A 19,727-nucleotide genomic window follows, 5' to 3' on the forward strand; every position below is an offset into this window, starting at 1 on the left:
CGACACTAGGAGAAACCCGATGGTGTTCGGCGAGGTCACGGTCATCCCGGTCAACGGGCACGGTCCCGAGGACGTCGTGGTCGACGACCAGGGGCGGATCTACACCGGCGTCGACGACGGGCGGATCCTGCGCGTCACGCCGGACGGCAAGCGGATCGACGTCCTCGGCGACACCGGCGGCCGTCCGCTGGGGCTGGAGTTCTACGGCGACGACCTCCTGATCTGCGACGCCAAGGCCGGTCTGCTCACCATGCCGCTCGCGGGCGGTCCCGTGACCACGCTGGCGACTTCGGCCGTGGGCCTCGATTTCGTGTTCTGCAACAACGCCGCCGTCGCCTCCGACGGCACGGTGTACTTCACCGACTCGTCGCGCCGCTTCGGCATCGAGAACTGGCGCGACGACCTGATCGAGCAGACCGGCGGCGGCAGGCTCCTGCGGCGCACGCCGGACGGGAAGATCGAGCAGCTCGCCGACGGTTTCCAGTTCGCCAACGGCGTCGCACTGCCGCCCGATGAGTCCTATGTGGCCGTCGCCGAGACCGGCGCCTGCCGGGTCGCGCGAGTGTGGCTCACTGGCGACAAAGCTGGTACGCGCGACTACCTCGTCGACGATCTGTGGGGGTATCCCGACAACATCTCGACCGGCAGCGACGGGCTGATCTGGATCACCGTGGCGAGTCCGAAGGTGCCCGCGCTTTCCTTGGTGCGGAAGCTCCCCGCGCCGTTGCGGGCCGGTGTCCGGGCGCTGCCGACGGCCCTGCAACCCGCACCCGCACGGGAATGCGGGGTGCGCGGCGTGACCCCGGACGGGAAACAGGTCCGCGAACTACGCGGGGAGATCGACGGGTTCCACCTGCTCGTCGGCGTCCGCGAGCGGGCCGGGACCCTCTACTTCGGCTCCCTGGAGGACAACGCGATCGCCGTCACCTCAGTCTAGGCAGAACTCGTTGCCCTCCGGGTCGTTCATCACGATGAAGCCGAGGCTCAAGGGCTCCTCGGGCTCGAAGCGCTGAACTCGCTTCGCCCCCAGCGCGACGAGCCTGTCGCACTCGGCTTCGAGCGCTGCCATGCGCTCGTCGCCCACCAGTCCGGGAGCGGCGCGGATGTCGAGGTGGACGCGGTTCTTCGCGATCTTGTCCTCCGGGACCTGCTGGAAGAAGATCTTCGGCCCTTCGCCGTCCGGGTCTTCGAGGGCCGACCTGGTGTTGCGCTGATCCTCGGGCACGCCGACCCGCTCGAGGAACTCGGCCCACGCGTCCAGCGGATCCGTGCCCTCGGGCACCTCGACCCCGGGAGGACCGGGGTGGACGTAGCCCAAGGCGTCACGCCAGAAGATCGAGAGGGCTTTCGGGTCGAGGGCGTCGAAGCTGACCTGGAATTCGCGGCTCTTGCGGTTCATGGGACCACTCTGTCATGCCTAGCGGACAGGATCGGTCCGCTATCTCTGGCACAGTGGGTGACATGGAGGACGAGCGCGGGACGACCGAGCGGGTACTCACCCTGCTCGGGCTGCTCCAGCAGCGTGCGGTGTGGACCGGCCCGGAGCTGGGGGAACGGCTCGGCGTCACCCCGCGCACGATCCGGCGAGACGTCGAACGGCTGCGTGCGCTCGGCTATCCGGTGCAGGCCAGCAACGGCGTCGGCGGCGGGTATCAGCTCGGCCCCGGTCACGACATGCCGCCGCTGCTGCTGGACGACGAGGAGGCGATCGCCACCGCGGTCTCGCTGCTCGCCGGCGCGGGCAGCGGTGAAGCCACCCTCCGCGCGCTGACGAAACTCGACCGCGTGCTGCCGACCAGACTGCGGCACGAGGTGAGCGCGCTGTCCGGCTCGGTGGTCGCCTTCGACGGAAGCCGCGCGCCGATCGACCCTGACGTCCTCATGACACTGGCCCGAGCCTGCCGCGACGAGGTCGAGGCGGGCTTCGGGTATCCGTCCTCTTCGGGATCTACGCTGCGACGGGTCGAGCCGTACCGGCTGGTGGCCTCCGGGCGGCGCTGGTACCTGCTCGCCTACGACCTCGACCGCGACGACTGGCGCACCTTCCGCGTCGACCGGATGACCGAGGTTTCCGCGCGGTCATGGCGTTTCCGCCCGCGCCCGGCGCCCGACGCGGCGGCCTACGTGCAGGAGAACATCGCCAGCCGGGTCTACCGGCACCAGGCGCGGTTCCTGGTGCACGCGCCCGCTCCGGTCGTGCGGGCGCAGATCCCGGCTTCGGCGGCCGTGGTGCGGGAGCGGGGGCCTTCGCGGTGCGAGGTGCTGAGCGGGGCCGGGGATCTCGACTTCCTGCTGATGCATGTGGTGGTGCTGGGGCACGCGTTCGAGGTGCTCGAACCGGCGGAGCTGGGGGAGCGGTGCCGGGTCCTGGCCGAACGTTTACTCGGGGCCGCGGCTCCTGCGCAAGTAGGTGACTAATGGCCTCCTTCCCTGCCTTCAGGGTCAGGGTTCCGGCAAAGTCGCATAATCGCTGTTCGGTTGAGGGTCGTGAGCTACTCGAGGGGGGTCGTGAGTGGTAATGGTCGTTAGAACGACCTTTGCCACTCACGACCCCTTCACATAACGCCCGAATCCGGCCACTGTGACGGGCCGCCACCGTTACCAGGCCCCGAATCGTCACTCGCAACTGACTTCACCAGCGGAGCTCACCGCCCGGTCCACTTAGGCGAACGCCCGGCCGACCAGGCCGCGTAGAACTCCCCGTGGTCCTTCGCCGTCATCAGCAAAGCCTGCGTGATCGCCTCGAGCTCGATGGAACTCGCCAGGTCCATGTCGAGCTCCCGCGTCAACAGCACCTTCGTCGTGCTGTAGGCCAACGCGGGTCCGTCGGCGAGCCGCCGGGCCAAAGCGGAAGCCTCGGAAGCGAGCTCAGCGTCGGGCACCACCTTCGAAGCCAGGCCGATCGCCTCCGCGCGGGCCGCGTCGATCTTGTCGCCCAGCATCAGCAGTTCCGTCGCGCGGCCCAGACCGACGAGCCGCGGCAGCAGGTACGCCGAGCCCATGTCGGCGCCGGCCAGGCCGACTTTCGTGAACAGGAAAGCGAATTTCGCCGACGACGCCATCAGCCGGAAGTCGCTCGCCAGCGCGATCACCGAACCCGCGCCGGCCGCGATGCCGTTCACCGCGGCGATCACCGGGATGGGGCACTCTCGCAGCGCTTTCACCACCGCGCCGGTCATGCGGGTGAAGTCCAGCAGTTCCGCGGACTCCATTTTCTGCAGTTCGCCGATGATCTCTTCGACGTCGCCGCCGGAGCAGAAGCCGCGCCCGCGGCCGGTGACGACCAGCACCCGGACGTCGCCGCGGTGCGGCAATTCGGCCAGCAGATCGCGCAGGTCCGCGTAGGCGTCGAAGGTGAGCGCGTTCAGTTTTTCGGGGCGGTCCAAGGTGACCGTGGCGACGCCGTCGTCCACGGTGAACTCGAAGTGCTCCCAGTCCGTCGTGATCGGCGGCGTGGCGCGGAACGGGCTCATGACTGGATCCCACCTCCATCGAGGACGAGTGTCTGTCCGTTGATCGCGGCGGCTTCGGGCGCCGCGAAGAAGGTCACCGCGTGGGCGACCTCGTCGGGTTCGAGCAGGCGGCCGAGCGGGGACGCGGCGGCGAGGGCGGCTTCCGCGCCGGCTTCGTCGCGGCCGGTCCGTTCCTGGATCCGGGCGACCGAGGCGGCGGTCATGTCCGTGCGCACGAAGGCCGGGCAGACGGCGTTCGCGGTGACGCCGGTCCCCGCCAGTTCCGCGGCGGTGGCCCGCATGAGGCCGACGGCGGCGTGCTTCGACGCGGTGTATCCGGCCGTGTAGCGGTAGCCGATATGCGACGCGGTCGAGGCGACGGTGACGATCCGGCCGGTGTCACGCGACCGCATACCGGGCAGAACCGCCCGTGTGCACAGGAAAGCACCGGTCGCGTTGACTTCGAACTGGCTCCGCCACTGCTCCAGCGACGTCTTCGCCAGCGGCGCGCTCGCCGAGATCCCGGCGTTGTTCACCAGCACGTCCACCGGGCCGAGGCCGTCGAAATACCGGGCGACGGCGTCTTCGTCGGTGACGTCGCAGTCGGCCCGGCCTGGTGCGTGCACCTTGTCCCCGGCGGCCTGGAACCGGGCGGCGATGGCCGCGCCGATCCCGCGCGTCCCGCCGGTGACGACGACGATCCTGCTCACTCTGCCTCCACCCGGCGCAACGCGCGCCGATCGAGTTTTCCGTTGGCCGTGCGGGGAAGTCCGGTCACGAACACCACCTCGCGCGGATACTTGTGCTTCGCCAGCTGCGCCCGCGCGTGGTCCTTCAGCTCGTCGGCGGTCACGGAAGCGCCCTCCGCCAGGACGACGCATGCCCGCGGGACGACCAGGCCGTCGACGGTCACCCCCAGCACCGCGCAGTCGACGACGGCGGGATGACCGATGAGACAGTCTTCGATCTCGCTCGGCGCGACGAACACGCCGGATACCTTCAGCAGGTCGTCGGCGCGGCCGTGGTGGTGGAAGTACCCGTCGGTGTCGCGGCTGAAGAGGTCACCTGTGCGCAGGGTGTCGCCGTGGAACGTCCGCGCGGTCTTCTCCGCGTCGCCGTAGTACTCGCGCGCGATGGTCGGGCCGGTCACCTCCAGGGTGCCGATCTCCCCATCCGGTAAGGGATCGCCGCTTTCGTCGAGAACGCGAGCGGTGTAACCGGGGACCTCACGGCCGAGGCTGCCGGCCCGCTGCGCGCCGGGCACGTTGGACAGGTAGATGTGGTACGCCTCCGACGAGCCGATCCCGTCGATCACCGGGACACCGAACGCGTTGTCCCACTTGCGATGCAGCTCCGACGGCAGTGCCTCGCCCGCCGACGTCGAGAGCCGTAGCGAGCTCATGTCCACAGTAGACGCCGCCGGATGCGCGATCATCGCGCTCATCATGGTCGGCACGTTGACGAGGATCGTCGGCCGGTAGCGCTCGATCAGGGAGAACAGCAGTTCGGCGGTGCTGCGTTGCGGGAACACGATCCCGGACGCGCCGACGCCGAACGGGAACAACGCGGTCAGGTCCCGCGCGTAGCCGAAGAACAGCTTCGGCACGGCCAGAACGCGGTCGTCCTCGCGGAGCCCGAGCACGCCGAGCGCGTATCGGTCGAAGCTCTCCAGCGCGCTGCGCGCCGGGTGCACGCACGCCTTGGGCGAGCCGGTGCTCCCGGTGGTGAACTTCCAGATCGCGACATCGTCCAAAGTGGTCGGAGCGGCTTCCAGGCCGGGGGAAGCCGACGCGACCAGCGCGTCGAACGAGTGCTCGCCAGGCTCCAGGGAGACATCCCCGATGACCAGCAGGTTCCGTGCCCCGGCTTCGCGCAGCGCGGGCAACGTCGAACCGTCCGCGATGACGACGACGGCCTCGGTGTAGGCCAGGTAGTACGCGTAATCCTTGGGCTGGAGGAAGGAATAGACCTCGGCGGTGACGGCGCCGATCTTCTGCGCCGCGTACCAGACGGCCACGAACTCCACGCTGTCGTTCAGCGCCAGCAGGACCCGCTGTCCACTTCGGACACCGAGGTCGCGCAGCACGTTCCCGGCGCGGTTCACCAATGCCGCCAGTTCCGCGTACGTGACCTCCTCGTCGCCGCACAGCAACGCCGTCCGCTCGCCGGGGAGGCGGTCCACGAAATGGGTCGCCAGGTTGAAGGTCATACCAGCTCCCGGATCGCTTCGACCAGGATGTCGGTGAGCACAGAGAAGGTCTTCTCGCCTTCTTCGGCGCTCGCCTGGGCAGGGGTGCCGCAGTAGGCCTCGGTCATCCCGGCCGAGGCGAAGTCCGTGACCCCGCCGCGCGCCAGGTCGACGTGGACCGCGGGCAGCGCGCGCTGGACGGCGGCGTCGACGAGGTCCGGCCGGTCGGCGAGCACCAGCGACGTCTCGTACTGCCCGGCGTGGCACTCGCCCGAGCGGAACTCGTCGGTGAGCCGGGTGGCGTACCGGCGGCGGACCAGGTCGACGAAGCCGGCGCCGCCGGTCTCGGCCACACGCCGCAGCACGGCCAGATGTGCCGGTTCGAAATGGTTGTTGACCAGCAGGATGCGGGAAAATCCCTGCTCGGCGAGCGCTCCACAGATCTCGGTCAGCAGCGCGTACAGGGTCTCTTCGCCGATCGAGATGCCGCCCGCGAACCCGGCCGCGAACCGGGTCACGCCGTAGGGCACCTCGGGGAGGATCAGCACGCGGACGCCGGGGTCACCCGCCAGCCGGGCGGCGGCGCGCTCGCACATCCCCCTTGAGATCAGGGGATCGGTGCCCAGCGGCGCGTGCGGCCCGTGTGGTTCGACCGCGCCCACCGGCAGCAGCAGCACGGGGACGCGCGCATCGGACGCGAGCGCGGCCACCTGACGCGAGCTCAACTCCGCGAAGTACGTCACCCGAATCAAGCTACACCGCAGCGGCCTGAGGTGTATAGAGTTGCGCGCATGCCCGAATCGGCCACACCACACGGCGAGCCAGGTCCCCAGGAACTGGTGATGACGCTGCTCGGCAGCTACGTGTCGCCGCGCGAGAGCCGTCGTGTCTGGTCCGGCGGCCTGGTCGCCGTGCTCGCCGGGCTGGGCTTCTCCGATGGCGCCGCGCGGATCGCGCTGGCCAGGCTCGCCCGCCGCGACCTGCTCGCGAGACACAAGGCGGGCAGGCTCACCCACTACTCACTGACCCGCCGCACGATCGCGCTGCTGGAGGACGGCGACCGCCGGATCTTCTCCCTCGGCAGGCGCGAACGCGAGGCCGGGGAGTGGACCGTGCTGTGGCAGAGCATCCCCGAAAGCCGCCGCCAAGCCCGGGAACGGCTGGTGCGCCGTCTGCGCTTCCTCGGTTTCGGGCCGGTGCAGGACGGCACCTGGATCGCTCCGCACGACCGCGAGGCCGAGGTGCTCGCCCTGCTGGCCGAACTGGACGTCTCCGAGTACGCCGGGCTGATGCTCGGGAAACCGTCGGCGGGCCTCGACGTCCGGCGGTTCGCCGACCGGGCCTGGAACCTCGACGGCCTCGCCGCGCGGTACGACGCGTTCGTCCGGGATTTCGGCGGGTACTCGGGTGATTTACCCGACGCGGAGGCGTTCGCCGTCCGGACCTGGCTGACGCACACCTTCCGCGCCTTCCCGTCGCTCGATCCGGAACTCCCGGTCGAGCTGGTACCCGCTCCGCCGAGCCGGGCGGCCGCGGTCGAACTGTTCCACGATCTCTACCAGGCACTGGCCCGGGCCGCGCAACGCCATTTCGATGAGGTGACAGAAAAATGACAGGCGACCCCGAGGGGCTCTTGATCTTTTCGGGGTCGCGCCGTTCTCGGCCGCCAGGCCCCGTGATCGCGATGGCAGGGCGCCATCGCGGGCAAGGTGACCTGACCGCGAAAGGTGCGCCCTGGCGGCGCGATCACGGTCGGCGCGATATCGATGGAGTGACAGAAAAATGAACGACACTCAGGCCGCATTGAGTTACACGTCCTACCTTTCGCTGGACGAATTGCTGGACGCGCAGCATCCCCGCTCCGACGAACACGACGAGTTGCTCTTCATTGTTATCCACCAAGTGTATGAACTTTGGTTCAAACAAGTTCTCCACGAGGCGCTTTACCTGCAGGAGCAGCTCGAGGCGGGTAACACCGCTCACTCCGTCCGCACGCTGCGGCGAATCCTGACTATCTTCAAGGTGGTGGTCGCGCAGATAGATGTGCTCGAGACGATGACTCCGAGCCAGTTCACCAGTTTCCGTGCGCGACTCGACGCTTCGAGCGGGTTCCAGTCGGCTCAATTCCGCGTTCTGGAGGCCGTTCTCGGCCGCCGGGACGAGCGGGTGTTCGCGCATTACCCCGAAGGCGGTGAACAGCGCGCCCAGATCTCCGACGCGATGTCACGGCCGTCGCTCTTCGATTCCTTCGTCACCTACCTCGCGGTGAAGGAGTACGACGTCCCGACCGGGCGCGATGTCACCAAGCCACTCGAACCCTCTCCGGCGCTCCAAGAGGTTCTGTTGCGGGTCTACCGCGATGACACCGGGCCGTCCGTCGTGGCGGAGCACCTGGTCGATCTGGACGAAGGGATGCAGGAGTGGCGGTATCGGCACGTGAAGATGGTCGAGCGGACCATCGGAGACAAGACCGGGACGGGGGGTTCGTCGGGCGCGCACTACCTGCGTTCGACGCTTTTCTCCCCGATGTTCCCGGACCTCTGGGCGGTGCGGAGCAGGCTTTGACGAACCTCGACGAACTCCGCCGCGACCCCAACGCGCTCGCGGCGCACTACACGGAATTCGGCGTGGCGGACCGGATCCTGTTGACCGGGCACTCGCATCAGGCCTGGCCCGACGTCGCGCGGGAGGGCCTTCTCGATGCCTTCGCCGACGCGGCCGAAGAGGTCGACACGAAGTGGGACCGGGCCTTCGCGAAGGCCGACGAGATGCGGGCCGGGTTCCGGGTGCTGCTCGGTGACCCGCACGGCGCCATCGCGCTCGGCGCCAGCACGCACGATCTGGTGATCCGGTTCCTTTCGGCGATGGATCTCCCGCGCCGTCCGCGGCTGGTCACCACCGACGGGGAGTTCCACACGCTGCGCCGTCAGCTGGCACGGCTGGCCGAGGAAGGCGTCGAGGTCGTCCGCGTCCCCTCGACGCCGATCAACACACTGGCCGAACGCGTCGCGGCCGAGGTCACCGAAGACACCGCCGCCGTGCTCGTCTCGGCCGTGCTGTTCGAGACCTCCCGGCTCGTGCCGGGCCTCGCGCATCTCGCCGACGTCTGCCTTTCGAAGTCGGTGAACCTCGTCGTCGACGCCTACCACGCGCTCGGCGTCGTCCCGTTCTCGCTGCACGACCTCGGGCTCACCAACGCCTGGGTCCTCGGCGGCGGCTACAAGTACCTCCAGCTCGGTGAGGGCAACTGCTTCCTGCGGATGCCCGCGCACGCGCAGGAACTGCGCCCGGTCGTCACCGGCTGGTACGCCGAGTTCGGCGCGCTCGCGGACGAGCGCCGGCCAGGCCAGGTCGCCTACGCCTACGGATCGGACAGGTTCGCCGGAGCGACCTACGACCCGACGAGCCACTACCGGGGTGCTCGCGTCTTCCGGTTCTTCGCCGAGCACGGGCTCACGCCCGAGTTCCTGCGGGAGGTCTCGCGGCACCAGGTCGGTTTCCTCGCCGAGGGCTTCGACAAGCTCAGGTTGCCCGAAAAGGTCATCACGCGTGACCGCGAGACACCGCTGGACCGGATCGGCGGTTTCCTGTCACTGAAGTGCGCCGACGCCGGTGCGCTGCAGGCCGCTCTCGCCGGACGCGGCGTCCGGACCGACAGCCGCGGCCCGTACCTGAGGTTCGGACCGGCGCCGTACCTGTCCGATCGTCAGCTCGACTCCGCGCTCCACGTCCTCCAAGAGGTCGTCAACGGCTGAGACGGCGCTGCCCCGGTTTGGCGAACGGACCGGGGCGATCTAGGTTTGCGATGTGGCACCGTCGCCGCCGGACGACCTTCGTCGGGGACTGTGCCTTGTTGCAGGAACTTCGCACGTGAGCCACAAGCAGCGTGCACTCCAGGACAAGGAGTCACCACAGTGACCGAAGTGTTCGGCCAGGGTACCGGCCATGAACAGGTCGTCTTCTGCCAAGACCAGGCCACCGGCCTGAAGGCCATCATCGGGATCTACTCGACGGCGCTGGGTCCGTCGCTCGGCGGAACCCGGTTCTACCCCTACGAGTCCGAGGAAGCCGCGCTCGCGGACGTCCTCGCGCTGTCGAAGGGAATGGCCTACAAGAACGCGCTCGCCGGGCTCGACCTCGGCGGCGGCAAGGCCGTCATCATCGGCGATCCCCAGAAACACAAGACCGAAGCGCTGCTTCGCGCCTTCGGCCGGTTCGTCCAGTCGCTGGGCGGCCGCTACATCACCGCCTGCGACGTCGGCACCTACGTGCAGGACATGGACATCGTCGCCCGCGAATCGGAGTTCGTCACGGGCCGCTCGCCGGAGAACGGCGGCGCCGGCGACTCTTCGGTGCTCACCGCCTTCGGCACCTACCAGGGCATGCGCGCCTCCGCGGACGCCGTCTGGGGCGTCCCGGACCTCGCGGGCCGCAAGGTCGGCGTCGCCGGGGTCGGCAAGGTCGGGCACATCCTGGTCGGGCATCTCATCGAGGCGGGCGCGCAGGTGGTCATCACCGACGTGTCGCCCGCGGCGATCGAACGCACCCGCGCGGCGTACCCCGGGGTCGAGGTCGTCGAAGACCTCGACAGGCTGATCCGCACCGAACTCGACGTCTTCGCGCCGTGCGCGCTGGGCGGCGTGCTCAACGACGAGACCGTCGAGCTGCTGCGCAGCAAGATCGTCTGCGGCGCGGCCAACAACCAGCTCGCGCACCCGGGCATCGGCAAGCAACTCGACGACCGCGGCATCCTCTTCGCGCCGGACTACCTGGTCAACGCCGGTGGCGTGATCCAGGTCGACGACGAGCGGCACGGCTTCGACTTCGCGCGGGCCAAGCGCAAGACGACGGCCATCTTCGACACCACCAAGGCGGTGTTCGCGCTGGCCAAGGCCGACGGGGTCCCGCCGTCGACGGCGGCCGCCCGGCTGGCGGAGCGCCGGATGGCCGAGGTCGGCGGACTGCGGTCGATCCTGACGGTGTAGCTCTCTGAAACGCTATGAAAGGTCCTTTCCTTGCAAAATTTGCAAGGAAAGGACCTTTCATAGCACTGGGGACGTGGCCACAGGGGGCTCGGAGGTGGCCGGTGTGGTGCGGTGCCGGTCCGAGGGGTTGCGAAAGCCACTTTCAGGACACCAGGTGTCCCGCAAGTGCAATGAAGGGGCCTTTCATAGCAAAATTTGCTATGAAAGGCCCCTTCATTGCACTTGGGCGCGGGGACTCAGCCGCTCTTGCGACGGAAGGTGCGCTTGTTCGCGGCCGGGCCGTGGGCGTGCAGGTTCTTGCCGCCGGCGTTCTCGTGTGCCGAGCCCGAACGGGCCTGGGCCTGCTTGCGCTCCAGGGCCTCGCGGAACTTGCGCTTGGTGTCGTCCTCTTCGCCATCCGCTGGGGACGGTGCCGGTTCAGTCATTACTACCTCCGAGGTGACGACATGTGACGTTCTCACCCTGTCAGGAACCATCCGGATTGGCGAGTCGATTTACGTCACCTGGGCGGCGTGGGCAGCCGGACCGGGCCGCCGAACCGGACCCGGTCGCGCAGCAGCGGCCGCCAGCAGTGGTCGCACAGCAGGATCGGCTTCAGCCGGTTGCCGCAGTCCACGTGCTCCAGTGTGATGTCCGGTTCCTGTCCCGGCACCTCGAAGCCCCGCGACCACTCGGCGATGAACGCCAGCGCGGGGAAGAACGCGAGCCCTTTCGCCGTCAGCCGGTAGTCGTGCGCGTCGGTGCGGGTCTTCGCGGTCCCGGTCCGCAGTACGCCGACGTCCACGAGTTTCGACAGCCGCCCCGAAAGCACGCTCGGGCCGATGCCGAGTTCGCGTTCGAACTCCGAGAAGTGCCGTGCCCCGAGCAGCGCGCTCACGACGAGCCCGGTCGACCATCGGTCGCCGAGGAGTTCCATGGTGTCGGGGAAGAACATCAGCGGATCGCCCGCGAGAGACTCGGCGTCCTTGCGGCGGAAGCGTTTCGTCGCCGTCGCTTCGACGACGCCGGTGTCGTCGAGCCGCCGCGCGCGGACGTCGCGGGCGTCGACCCGGCGTTCGCAGGAGGCGCAGCCGAGCGGCGCCGAGGTCGGCAGTTCGCAGTCGAGGTGGATCAGCGTCGGCAGCACGGCACGCCGTCCCTCGACCCATTCCCGTTCCCACGCCCAGATCGAGATCAGCAGCGGCCACAACGCGAGGCCGCGTTCGGTGAGCCGGTACTCGTGCCGGGTGCGGCGCGCGTCCCGGTACGGCGTGCGGACGAGCATGCCGCCGTCGACCATTTCGCGCAGCCGCCCGGACAACGCGGTGGGGGAGATGCCGAGCCGCAGCCGGAGTTCCTCGTACCGGCGGAAACGCAGGAACAGGCTCTGCAGGATCAGCAAGGTCCACTGGTCGCCGAGCAGTTCGAGCGCCCGGCGCAACGGATCGCCCGCCGGCCGGACGCGGTGCGCCGTCGCCTCTGTCACGTACGTGCCTCTCCGGTGATGTCGCTGTCAGCGTACTACTGACTACAGCAGAAGAAGTCTGTTGACAGCTGACTACAGAAATCATAGTGTCTCGGCAATCGGTCAACGCGAACCAGCCGGGGAGAACCGATGACCAGTACCTCCGAGCAGCCGGTCCTGGTGGCAGCCGCCGCCGGAGAACCCGAGGTCAACCCGTACCTGCTGGGCGTCTACGCCCCGGTCGGCGAAGAGCTCGACGCGAGTGAGCTCGAGGTCATCGGCAAGATCCCCGCGGACCTGAACGGCGTGTACCTGCGCAACGGCCCCAACCCGCGATTCGCGCCGGAGGGCCGTTACCACTGGTTCGACGGCGACGGCATGATCCACGCCGTCCACCTGGAGAACGGCAAGGCCCGCTACCGCAACCGCTGGATCCGCACCAAGGCGTTCGAGGCCGAATCCGAAGCGGGCAAGGCGCTCTGGAAGGGCGTCATGGAGTCGCCCAAGAGCAACCCGTTCGGCAACTCGCACGGCCTGAACGTCAAGGACAGCGCCAACACCGACCTGATCTTCCATCGTGGCAAGGTGCTTTCCACCTGGTACATGTGCGGCGAGCCGTACGCGGTCGACCCGCTGTCGCTGGAGACGCTGGGCGCGGAGGACTTCCTCGGCACGCTGGTCGGCGACATGATGGCGCATCCGAAGGTCGACGAGCGCACCGGCGAGATGTTCTGGTTCGACTACGGGCCGCGGCCGCCGTACCTGCGCTACGGCGTGATCAGCGCCGACGGCAGGGTCGCGAGCACGACCGAGATCGAACTCCCCGGTCCGCGCCTGCCGCACGACATGGCGATCACCGAGAACTACGCGATCCTGATGGACTTGCCGCTGGTGCAGGACAGGGAGGCGGCGCGCAACGGCCGTCACAAGCTGGTGTTCGACCGGTCGCTGCCGAGCCGGTTCGGGGTGCTGCCTCGCTACGGTAACGGTAGCCAGATCCGCTGGTTCGAAGCCAGCCCGTGCTACATCTACCACGTCGTCAACGCCTGGGAGCAGGGCGAGGAAATCGTCCTCGACGTCTGCCGCGTCCAGCGGCCGCATGATCAATTGGCCGCCCCGGCAGCCGACGCACGCACCCCGCTCGCCAAGATGCTGTCGTACCTGCGGCTGGACGCCTCACCGCACCGCTACCGGTTCAACCTGCGGACCGGGCAGTGCCTGGAGGATCAGCTCGACGACGACAACACCGAGTTTCCGTCCGTCGACTCGAGGGTGGTCGGCGGCCGGAATCGCTTTTCCTACGCGGTGCACATCTCGCCGGATTCGACGCTCAAGTTCGACGGCCTGGTGTGCTACGACAATCGTGCCGGCGCCAAGACCGAATATCGCTTCGGTCCGGGCCGGTGGGGCAGTGAGGCGCCGTTCGCACCCCGCGACGGCGCGGCCGCCGATTCCGCTGACGGCTATCTGGTGACCTTCGTCCAGGACGAGCGCGAGGGGCGCTCGGAACTGGACATCTTCGACGCCGCCGATCTCGCTGCCGGACCCGTGGCCAGGGTCCTTTTGCCCCAGCGTGTCCCGCTCGGTTTTCACGCGACCTGGGTCCGGGCGGACCAGCTGGAACCTTCCGGTAGCCGATGATCCCCTTCGCATCCGCCCACCGGAGGGGAGTGGGCAGGTGCGCGCACGCCGGGAAGCCGTGTCCGAGTCGCCCCTTCCAGGGGGTGGGGCGACTCGGACACGGCCTTTCGCACGGCACGCCGTACCGCCCCGGCGAGCGCGCCGACCGCGGTCGCGGTGGCGAACACGATCGCGGCGACACCGGTCTCGGCGGTGAATTGAAGCTCTCCCATCGTGCCGACGACGAATCCCGAATGGACACTCCAGGCGATCAGCGCCGTCCCGGCCGCCGCGGCCCGACTGGTCACGGCGCCGGTGACGAGCACGACGAAACCCAAGGCCACCAAGGAAAAGGCGTGATGTCGGGCGGAACCGAGTAGCCCGGCCACCGACGCCGCGACGACGACGGAGACACAACCGAACGGGAAGCCGAAGCACTCGGTTTTCCTCATCCGCCCAGTCAACTCCACGTCACCGGACGTGCCGTCCGCGTGAACGGGTTCCCTACGCGTCGGCCGGGATTTTTGACGCCATATTGAGGAGAAGGTGAAGGGTGTCTTAGGTATCTACGTGGATTCCGGCTGCGGTTGGTCACGGACTCGATGATCGCCACGCCCCACCGGCACCAGTGGTCACAGCAGTGGCGCGTGAAGGCCCCCTTCCCTCGGCTCAGCCGAGGAAACTCGACCTTCGCACCTTGCCGAGGTACATGAAGGACCCCTTCCTGTACCTAGGCGCAAGGAAGGGGTCCTTCATGTACTCAGGCGGGCAAGGACACTGGCCACTCACGACCCCCGGCACCGACCACGCCCCCTTTGCCTTACCCCTCAAGCCTTCCGCGCGTGCGCGATGATCGCGTCGGCGATCGCGGGCCACAACTGCCGCGGCAGTTCGTGCCCCATTCCGGGGAACAGCAGCAGTTCGGCGTCCGGGATCGCTTCCGCGGTCGCCTTCCCGCCGCTGACGTTGATCAGCGGGTCGCTCTCGCCGTGGATGACGAGCGTCGGGACGTGGACCTCGCGCAGCTTCGCCGTGCGGTCACCCGAAGCGACGACGGCGGCCGCCTGCCGCAACGCGCCCGCGGGGTGATTGGCCCGGTCGTAGTTGCGGGCGGACTTCATCCGCAGGAATTCGTCGTCGGACGGGTGCCCGGGCGAGCCCACGAGCTTGAACCATTCGACGCCGTCCTCGATCGCCTGCTCCCGGGTGGCGGCCGGCGGGCGCGTCAGCCCGGCGAGCGCGGCGGGCTCCGGATGCCCGACCGAGGGATCCCCGGTGGTCGACATGATCGAGGTGAGGCTCAGCAGCCGTTCCGGCGCGTCGATCGCGAGCTGCTGCACGATCATCCCGCCCATCGAGGCGCCGACGACGTGCGCCCGCCCGAAGCCGAGCGCGTCGAACAGCCCGGTGACGTCGGCGGCGAGATCGGAAAGGAGGTACGGCGCGGAGGTCAGGTCGCCGGCGGCGAGTGCGGCCAGGTCCGGCGCGGGGAGATCGTCCAGATAGGACGAGAGGCCGATGTCGCGGTTGTCGAACCGGACGACGTGGAACCCGCCCTCGGCGAGCAGTTCGCAGAAGCCGACTTCCCACGTCACCATCTGGGCGCCGAGACCCATCACCAGGACGAGCGGCGGATCCGCGGGGGAGCCGAAGGTGTCGTATTCGAGTTCGAGACCGTTCACACGCGCGCGGGGCATGCCACGATCCTGCCGGAACCCCCACCATCGGACCAGGCGAAGACGGATACGGTAACCCGCATGCCGACTTTCTCCGAAGACGCGGGTTCCCGGCCGAGGTCGCGCGCGGCTTCCGGACGGCAGGCGGTCACCAAGGACCGTATCGTCGACGCGGCACTGGAGCTTTCGGCCGAGTCCGGCCTGGAGAACTGGACGCTGCGGCAGCTGGCGGCCGCCGTCGACGCCTACCCCGCGGTGGTCTACCACCACGTGGGCGACCGCGACACCGTCGTGGTCGCGGTGCTGGACCGGGTGGTCGGCGAACTGATCTTGCCCGACGAGACCCTGCCGTGGCGGGACTGGTTCGACGAGTTCCTGCCGACCGTGCGGAAAGTGTTGCGCCGCTATCCCGGTTCGGCGCGGCGGCTGGCCCTGTTCGGGCCGTCGGTCGCCGCCGCCGTGCCGACCATGAACACCGGCATCGGCCGTCTGCTCGCGGCGGGCTTCGGCACCGAGGCGCCGTTCGCCTACAACCTGCTGCTCGCCACCGCCTGCCAGTTCGTCGCGATGGAGGACGACCGCGAGAGCGCGATGGCGCTCCAGCTCGACCGGTCCGAGGGCTACGCGGCGTACCGCACCCGCGAGGATCTGCCGGGGATGGCGGCGCTGGGCGAGTCGATTTCGGCGCTGGTCGCGGATCCCGATCTCGCCGCGGGTTACTACGAGCGGCTCTACGGTTACGCCGTGCAGCGCTGTCTTGACGGGCTCGAACTTCGGCTCACCCAGTTGAACGCTCTCGGAAGTTTGACAGAGCCGTGACAGCGAATCGGCGTAGTGTGGAGGAATACCGGTGCTCGTCACCGGTCCCGAAGCCCCTGGCACCAACCTCCCCCTCGAGGTGCCGGGGGCTTCTTTATCCGTGACGCGGGGCGGCGCGCTGGATCTCGGGGAAGACCTCGCCGACCAACGTGACCAGTGACTTGCTGAGCAGTGTGTGCACCTGCGCCCGGTTGAGCGAACCGCGGACGAGCCATTCGCGGCCCGCCGCCTTGACCATCCCGCCGAACGCGCGGACCAGCGCGTTCAGCTCCTGCCCGTGTTCACTCTCGCGGGAGAGGCCGACGGCTTCGAGCACCCGGTCGGCCGATTCGCGATCGGCCTCTTCGAGGATCCGTTCGACCTCGAGGTCCCGGCCGATGCCCTCCGGCGCGATCGCGGCCAGCCACATCTTCTCCTGACTGGTGACCATGTCCAGGAACCAGTCGATGGCGACGTCGGCGCGCAGTTCGAGCGGGCCCTCCGGCAGGATGTCGACGGCGAGCCTCGGCACGGTCAGCGCGCGGCGGATGATCTCCAGGTACAGCTCGCGTTTGGTGCCGAAGTAGTGGTTGATCAACCCCCTGGCGACCCCGGCCGCCGCCGCGATGTCCGAAGTGGACACTTCCGAGTAGGGACGGTCCGCGAAAAGGCGGGCCGCGCAGGCGAAGATCTGCTCCTTGCGTTCGTCCGGTTCCAGTCTCCGCCATCTCGGCGCCGGCTCGGTGGTCATGCGGTCAATCTTCCCACGATCGATTCAGCGCGGCCGGACAACGGCCTTATTGCTGTGACATTCAAAAGCAAAGTGTCAGTTAATCCGGCGTGTACCGTCTGTTGGCCCGCTGGTCTTTACCGTCTTCATTCAGGTGGCATGCCGTGCGCGCTGTCGGGGCGCGTTTGCCTCCTACCGGCCCGGCCTGGCGAGTAACCCCCCCTAGCTCGCCAGGCCCGGGCCTTCTTATCGCGACGGACGTTCGGCGGGCAGGAGCAGCGTGAACGTCGCCGGCGACGGGCTGGTCAGCCGCAGCCGCCCGCCTTCCGCCTCGGCGAGGCTCCGCGCCAGCCGCAGCCCGATCCCGTGGCCTTCGCGCTCTTCGGATCGTTCCCCGGTCACGAACGGATCGTGACCGTCCGCGATCGTGCCCTCGTCGCTCACGTCGATGGCCAGCGCGTCCCCGGCGTCGCGGGCGAGGACGGTGACCGTGCCGCGTCCGTGCGTCGCCGCGTTGTCCAGCAGCACGGCGAGCACCTGCCGTACGGCCGCGTCCGCCGCCCGCGCCGGCAGGGCCTCGCGGCCGCTGATCCGCAGCGCTCGGCCGCGTCCGGCGAGCAGACCGTGCCAGGTCTGGCGGACCTCTTCGAAAAGTTTGCCGAGGTCGAGCAGCGCACGCGGAGCCCTGGTCTGTTTGGCCAGCGCCAGCAGGTCGTCGATGGTGCGTTCCAGCCGGTCGGCCGACGCGATGCCGTCGCGGATCGTCGCGTAGGGGTCGCGATCGGGGCTCTCCAGCGCCGCCTCCAGTTGCAGCCGCAGCCCGGTCAACGGCGTCCGCAACTGGTGCGAGGCGTCGGAGGAGAAGGTCCGCTCGCGTTCTAGCGTCTCGCCGATCCGCTCGGACGTGACGTCGAGCGCTTCGGCGACCTGGTCGATCTCGCGGATCCCCGTCCGGCGGGCGCGGACGGTGAAGTCGCCCTCGCCGAGTCGCTCGGCGGTGGCGGCCAGATCCTCCAGCGGCCGCGCCAGCCGGGTGGCGATCCGGCGTCCGATCAGCCAGCTGGCCCCGATCGCGAGCCCGGCGAGCACGATCATCTTGATCCAGGTCAGCCGGATCCGGGCGTCCAGTTCGGACCGGGGGTGGGCGGCGCGGACCACGCCGACCAGCGACTGCCCGCTGAGCACCGGGACGGCCAGGACGACCTCGTCTTCGCGGGTCCCGGTCGCCATGTCGGTGTAGTGCGCTTCGCGGACGTATCGGTCTTCACTGGCCGGGCCATTACCGGCCAGGAGCCTGCCTGTCGGGGTGTAGACCGCGACCCTGATCCCGCGGATACGGTCCTTGTCCGGTTTGATCGGCCGGAGCTCCGGGACCCGGCCGTTGGCGAGATCGCCGGTCACGTCGAGCACGACCGTGTCGGCGACCCGTTCGAGGTCGTGGGTCGAGTTGCCCTCGTGGAACCTCGCGACCGCGATGGCCAGCGGCGCCCCGAAGAGGGTGATCGCCAGCACCGCGGCCAGCACGGTGAGGGTGACGATCCGGCGGCGCACGGACAGAGTGTGGCCGAAGAGGGAGAGGATCACCCACCCGACGCGATATTTTGCCGTCCGTTGACCTGAGTTCAAGGCGATGTTGACCCCGTTCGCTTTACCTTGGGGCCATGCGCCGACGTGCCGCCGTCATGGCAGGCCCGGGGCCCGGATCCGTCCCCCTCGTCCGGTTCGCCGTCCCGGGCGAGTGTGTGGCCGTGCTGCCCGCCGGAAGTGGCGACGCCCCCGCCGGTTCTCCCGGTGTCGGAGTGCTGCTCAGACGCGGGAACCTCTTCGGTCATCTCACCGTCGGGCAGAACGTCGTGCTGGCGGGAAGGCTCGCCGGCCGTCGCTCCCTGCGCGATGCCGGCGACCTGCTCGAACTGGTCGGACTCGCCGGCCGCGGCGACACCTATCCGGACACGCTGTCGCCCCTGGAAGGCGCGCGGGCCGGAGTCGCCGTCGCGCTGGCCGGGGCACCCGAGATCGTGGTCGCCGACGAACCGGCCGGAGAACTCGACGGGCTCGCCGCGCTCGAACTCATGGATCTGCTGTGCGCTGTCGCGGCCCGCGGGACGGCCGTCGTCGTGGCGACCCGTGACCACCAGATCGCGGCGGCCGCGCACCGGATCGTGAGAGTGGCGTGAGGCCACCACTGGTCCGCACCGACGAGCTGGCGCACACCTATGGTTCCGGCCTGACCGCGGTGGTCGCCGTACACGGCGTCACCTGCGTGATCGGCGCGGAGACCCGCGCGGTCGTGAACGGCAGGGCCGGCGCCGGGAAGACCACGCTGCTGCATCTGCTCGCCGGGATGAAGAAACCGACGGCGGGCACCATCGAGTGGCCCGCGTTCGAGCCGTCGCCGCCGGGGCCCGACCTGATCGGGCTGGTGCTGCAGGACGGCGGGCTGCTGCGCGATCTCGACGTCCGGCTCAACGTCGCCCTGCCGCTGGTCCTCGCGGGCCGCACCGGCACCGCGGTCCGTGACGCCGTCGACGGCGCGCTGGAGCTCGTGGGCCTCGCCGGTTTCGCCAAGAAGGCGCCTCGTGACCTGACCGGTGAGCAGATCCGGCTCGCCATCCTGGCCAGGGCGCTCGCGCCCGCACCGAAACTCATCCTCGCCGACGACCCGGCGGGCTGGCTGGACCAGCGCGCGGGGGAGCGGCTCCTCGGCAGGCTCGTGCAGGCCGCGGACCGGCTGGCCGCCGGACTGCTGGTGGCCACCGCCGAACCGGCGCCTGCCGGGCTGTTCGGCGAACAGTGGGCGATGGTCGACGGGAAGCTGGTGCGGGACCGATGAT

21 protein-coding genes are annotated in these 19,727 nt (G+C 69.1%); 10 read left to right on the plus strand and 11 right to left on the minus strand.

Features of this window, described 5'->3' with window-relative positions; all coding sequences use genetic code 11:
* Positions 1-19 precede the first annotated feature (19 nt).
* Positions 20-937: an SMP-30/gluconolactonase/LRE family protein gene (locus DMH03_RS39640; protein WP_125797141.1), complete on the plus strand. Its 918-nt coding sequence runs from the start codon at positions 20-22 to the stop codon at positions 935-937.
* On the opposite strand, the gene DMH03_RS39645 is transcribed toward DMH03_RS39640, so the two are convergent.
* Positions 929-1,399 carry a VOC family protein gene (locus tag DMH03_RS39645; RefSeq protein WP_125797142.1) on the minus strand — a complete coding sequence of 157 codons (471 nt, stop codon included), beginning with the start codon at positions 1,397-1,399 and terminating at the stop codon, positions 929-931. The two genes, DMH03_RS39640 and DMH03_RS39645, sit on opposite strands and share 9 nt — an antisense overlap.
* 62 nt (positions 1,400-1,461) lie before the next feature.
* On the opposite strand from DMH03_RS39645, the gene DMH03_RS39650 reads away from it, so the two are divergent.
* Positions 1,462-2,418, plus strand: coding sequence for a YafY family protein (locus DMH03_RS39650; RefSeq protein ID WP_125797143.1), 957 nt, complete (start codon positions 1,462-1,464; stop codon positions 2,416-2,418).
* A 227-nt stretch (positions 2,419-2,645) separates the two neighbouring features.
* Here the strand turns inward: DMH03_RS39650 and DMH03_RS39655 are convergent, their stop codons facing one another.
* Genes DMH03_RS39655 through DMH03_RS39670 form a run of 4 tightly spaced genes read right to left on the minus strand, consistent with a single transcriptional unit; the run spans position 2,646 to position 6,383 of the window.
* Positions 2,646-3,473 carry an enoyl-CoA hydratase family protein gene (locus DMH03_RS39655; protein WP_125797144.1) on the minus strand — a complete coding sequence of 276 codons (828 nt, stop codon included), beginning with the start codon at positions 3,471-3,473 and terminating at the stop codon, positions 2,646-2,648.
* Complete coding sequence (locus tag DMH03_RS39660; protein WP_125797145.1) at positions 3,470-4,162, minus strand: SDR family NAD(P)-dependent oxidoreductase; 693 nt, start codon at positions 4,160-4,162, stop codon at positions 3,470-3,472. Before DMH03_RS39660 ends, DMH03_RS39655 begins: the two co-directional genes overlap by 4 nt.
* Positions 4,159-5,661, minus strand: coding sequence for a benzoate-CoA ligase family protein (locus DMH03_RS39665; RefSeq protein ID WP_125797146.1), 1,503 nt, complete (start codon positions 5,659-5,661; stop codon positions 4,159-4,161). The genes DMH03_RS39660 and DMH03_RS39665 overlap by 4 nt, the downstream gene beginning before the upstream one ends.
* Positions 5,658-6,383, minus strand: a complete 726-nt coding sequence (locus DMH03_RS39670; RefSeq protein WP_125797147.1) for a creatininase family protein — start codon at positions 6,381-6,383, stop codon at positions 5,658-5,660. The genes DMH03_RS39665 and DMH03_RS39670 overlap by 4 nt, the downstream gene beginning before the upstream one ends.
* Positions 6,384-6,431: 48 nt before the next feature.
* On the opposite strand from DMH03_RS39670, the gene DMH03_RS39675 reads away from it, so the two are divergent.
* The 4 genes from DMH03_RS39675 to DMH03_RS39690 all read left to right on the plus strand — a co-directional run bounded on the left by DMH03_RS39675 (position 6,432) and on the right by DMH03_RS39690 (position 10,625).
* Positions 6,432-7,253, plus strand: coding sequence for a PaaX family transcriptional regulator C-terminal domain-containing protein (locus DMH03_RS39675; protein WP_125797148.1), 822 nt, complete (start codon positions 6,432-6,434; stop codon positions 7,251-7,253).
* Positions 7,254-7,422: 169 nt separating this feature from the next.
* A complete protein-coding gene (locus DMH03_RS39680; protein WP_125797149.1) occupies positions 7,423-8,205 on the plus strand; it encodes a tryptophan 2,3-dioxygenase in 783 nt (260 codons plus the stop codon).
* The gene (locus DMH03_RS39685; protein ID WP_125797150.1) at positions 8,202-9,395 is read left to right on the plus strand and encodes a kynureninase; all 1,194 of its coding nucleotides are present in this window, start codon (positions 8,202-8,204) and stop codon (positions 9,393-9,395) included. The genes DMH03_RS39680 and DMH03_RS39685 overlap by 4 nt, the downstream gene beginning before the upstream one ends.
* A 159-nt stretch (positions 9,396-9,554) precedes the next feature.
* Positions 9,555-10,625 carry a Glu/Leu/Phe/Val dehydrogenase gene (locus DMH03_RS39690; protein WP_125797151.1) on the plus strand — a complete coding sequence of 357 codons (1,071 nt, stop codon included), beginning with the start codon at positions 9,555-9,557 and terminating at the stop codon, positions 10,623-10,625.
* 236 nt (positions 10,626-10,861) lie between these two features.
* Here DMH03_RS39690 and DMH03_RS39695 read toward each other — a convergent pair whose 3' ends face one another.
* Together DMH03_RS39695 and DMH03_RS39700 are read right to left on the minus strand one after the other, a co-directional pair.
* Positions 10,862-11,050 carry a DUF5302 domain-containing protein gene (locus tag DMH03_RS39695; protein ID WP_076164687.1) on the minus strand — a complete coding sequence of 63 codons (189 nt, stop codon included), beginning with the start codon at positions 11,048-11,050 and terminating at the stop codon, positions 10,862-10,864.
* A gap of 74 nt (positions 11,051-11,124) precedes the next feature.
* The gene (locus tag DMH03_RS39700) at positions 11,125-12,090 is read right to left on the minus strand and encodes a helix-turn-helix domain-containing protein (protein WP_125797152.1); all 966 of its coding nucleotides are present in this window, start codon (positions 12,088-12,090) and stop codon (positions 11,125-11,127) included.
* A gap of 129 nt (positions 12,091-12,219) precedes the next feature.
* On the opposite strand from DMH03_RS39700, the gene DMH03_RS39705 reads away from it, so the two are divergent.
* Complete coding sequence (locus DMH03_RS39705) at positions 12,220-13,710, plus strand: carotenoid oxygenase family protein (RefSeq protein ID WP_125797153.1); 1,491 nt, start codon at positions 12,220-12,222, stop codon at positions 13,708-13,710.
* Here the strand turns inward: DMH03_RS39705 and DMH03_RS39710 are convergent.
* Positions 13,659-14,141: a hypothetical protein gene (locus DMH03_RS39710; RefSeq protein ID WP_125797154.1), complete on the minus strand. Its 483-nt coding sequence runs from the start codon at positions 14,139-14,141 to the stop codon at positions 13,659-13,661. The two genes, DMH03_RS39705 and DMH03_RS39710, sit on opposite strands and share 52 nt — an antisense overlap.
* Before the next feature lie 375 nt (positions 14,142-14,516).
* Entirely contained in the window at positions 14,517-15,386 is an 870-nt protein-coding gene (locus DMH03_RS39715) for an alpha/beta fold hydrolase (RefSeq protein ID WP_125797155.1), read from the minus strand.
* Between the two features lie 60 nt (positions 15,387-15,446).
* Here DMH03_RS39715 and DMH03_RS39720 point away from each other — a divergent pair, with 60 nt between their 5' ends.
* Positions 15,447-16,184 (plus strand): TetR/AcrR family transcriptional regulator, encoded by a 738-nt coding sequence (locus tag DMH03_RS39720; RefSeq protein WP_125797156.1) that lies wholly within the window; start codon positions 15,447-15,449, stop codon positions 16,182-16,184.
* A gap of 94 nt (positions 16,185-16,278) precedes the next feature.
* Here the strand turns inward: DMH03_RS39720 and DMH03_RS39725 are convergent, their stop codons facing one another.
* Both DMH03_RS39725 and DMH03_RS39730 read right to left on the minus strand, forming a co-directional pair.
* The gene (locus tag DMH03_RS39725; protein ID WP_125797157.1) at positions 16,279-16,914 is read right to left on the minus strand and encodes a TetR/AcrR family transcriptional regulator; all 636 of its coding nucleotides are present in this window, start codon (positions 16,912-16,914) and stop codon (positions 16,279-16,281) included.
* A gap of 225 nt (positions 16,915-17,139) precedes the next feature.
* Entirely contained in the window at positions 17,140-18,477 is a 1,338-nt protein-coding gene (locus DMH03_RS39730) for a HAMP domain-containing sensor histidine kinase (protein WP_125797158.1), read from the minus strand.
* Positions 18,478-18,554: 77 nt separating this feature from the next.
* Between DMH03_RS39730 and DMH03_RS39735 the strand changes: the two genes are divergently transcribed.
* Both DMH03_RS39735 and DMH03_RS39740 read left to right on the plus strand, forming a co-directional pair.
* A complete protein-coding gene (locus DMH03_RS39735) occupies positions 18,555-19,070 on the plus strand; it encodes a lipoprotein ABC transporter ATP-binding protein (RefSeq protein ID WP_233611861.1) in 516 nt (171 codons plus the stop codon).
* Positions 19,067-19,726 (plus strand): ATP-binding cassette domain-containing protein, encoded by a 660-nt coding sequence (locus DMH03_RS39740; RefSeq protein ID WP_125797159.1) that lies wholly within the window; start codon positions 19,067-19,069, stop codon positions 19,724-19,726. Before DMH03_RS39735 ends, DMH03_RS39740 begins: the two co-directional genes overlap by 4 nt.
* The last annotated feature ends 1 nt before the right edge of the window (position 19,727 follow it).

It is taken from the genome of Amycolatopsis sp. WAC 01376 (assembly GCF_003947415.1).
Classification (GTDB): Bacteria; Actinomycetota; Actinomycetes; order Mycobacteriales; family Pseudonocardiaceae; genus Amycolatopsis.

Excerpts from the sequence above, each read along its gene's own strand:
- DMH03_RS39640 (WP_125797141.1), top strand. The coding sequence starts at position 20 with ATGGTGTTCGGCGAGGTCACGGTCATCCCGGTCAACGGGCACGGTCCC.
- DMH03_RS39645 (WP_125797142.1), bottom strand. The coding sequence starts at position 1,399 with ATGAACCGCAAGAGCCGCGAATTCCAGGTCAGCTTCGACGCCCTCGAC.
- DMH03_RS39650 (WP_125797143.1), top strand. The coding sequence starts at position 1,462 with ATGGAGGACGAGCGCGGGACGACCGAGCGGGTACTCACCCTGCTCGGG.
- DMH03_RS39655 (WP_125797144.1), bottom strand. The coding sequence starts at position 3,473 with ATGAGCCCGTTCCGCGCCACGCCGCCGATCACGACGGACTGGGAGCAC.
- DMH03_RS39665 (WP_125797146.1), bottom strand. The coding sequence starts at position 5,661 with ATGACCTTCAACCTGGCGACCCATTTCGTGGACCGCCTCCCCGGCGAG.
- DMH03_RS39675 (WP_125797148.1), top strand. The coding sequence starts at position 6,432 with ATGCCCGAATCGGCCACACCACACGGCGAGCCAGGTCCCCAGGAACTG.
- DMH03_RS39680 (WP_125797149.1), top strand. The coding sequence starts at position 7,423 with ATGAACGACACTCAGGCCGCATTGAGTTACACGTCCTACCTTTCGCTG.
- DMH03_RS39695 (WP_076164687.1), bottom strand. The coding sequence starts at position 11,050 with ATGACTGAACCGGCACCGTCCCCAGCGGATGGCGAAGAGGACGACACC.
- DMH03_RS39705 (WP_125797153.1), top strand. The coding sequence starts at position 12,220 with ATGACCAGTACCTCCGAGCAGCCGGTCCTGGTGGCAGCCGCCGCCGGA.
- DMH03_RS39710 (WP_125797154.1), bottom strand. The coding sequence starts at position 14,141 with ATGAGGAAAACCGAGTGCTTCGGCTTCCCGTTCGGTTGTGTCTCCGTC.
- DMH03_RS39715 (WP_125797155.1), bottom strand. The coding sequence starts at position 15,386 with ATGCCCCGCGCGCGTGTGAACGGTCTCGAACTCGAATACGACACCTTC.
- DMH03_RS39720 (WP_125797156.1), top strand. The coding sequence starts at position 15,447 with ATGCCGACTTTCTCCGAAGACGCGGGTTCCCGGCCGAGGTCGCGCGCG.
- DMH03_RS39725 (WP_125797157.1), bottom strand. The coding sequence starts at position 16,914 with ATGACCACCGAGCCGGCGCCGAGATGGCGGAGACTGGAACCGGACGAA.
- DMH03_RS39735 (WP_233611861.1), top strand. The coding sequence starts at position 18,555 with ATGCGCCGACGTGCCGCCGTCATGGCAGGCCCGGGGCCCGGATCCGTC.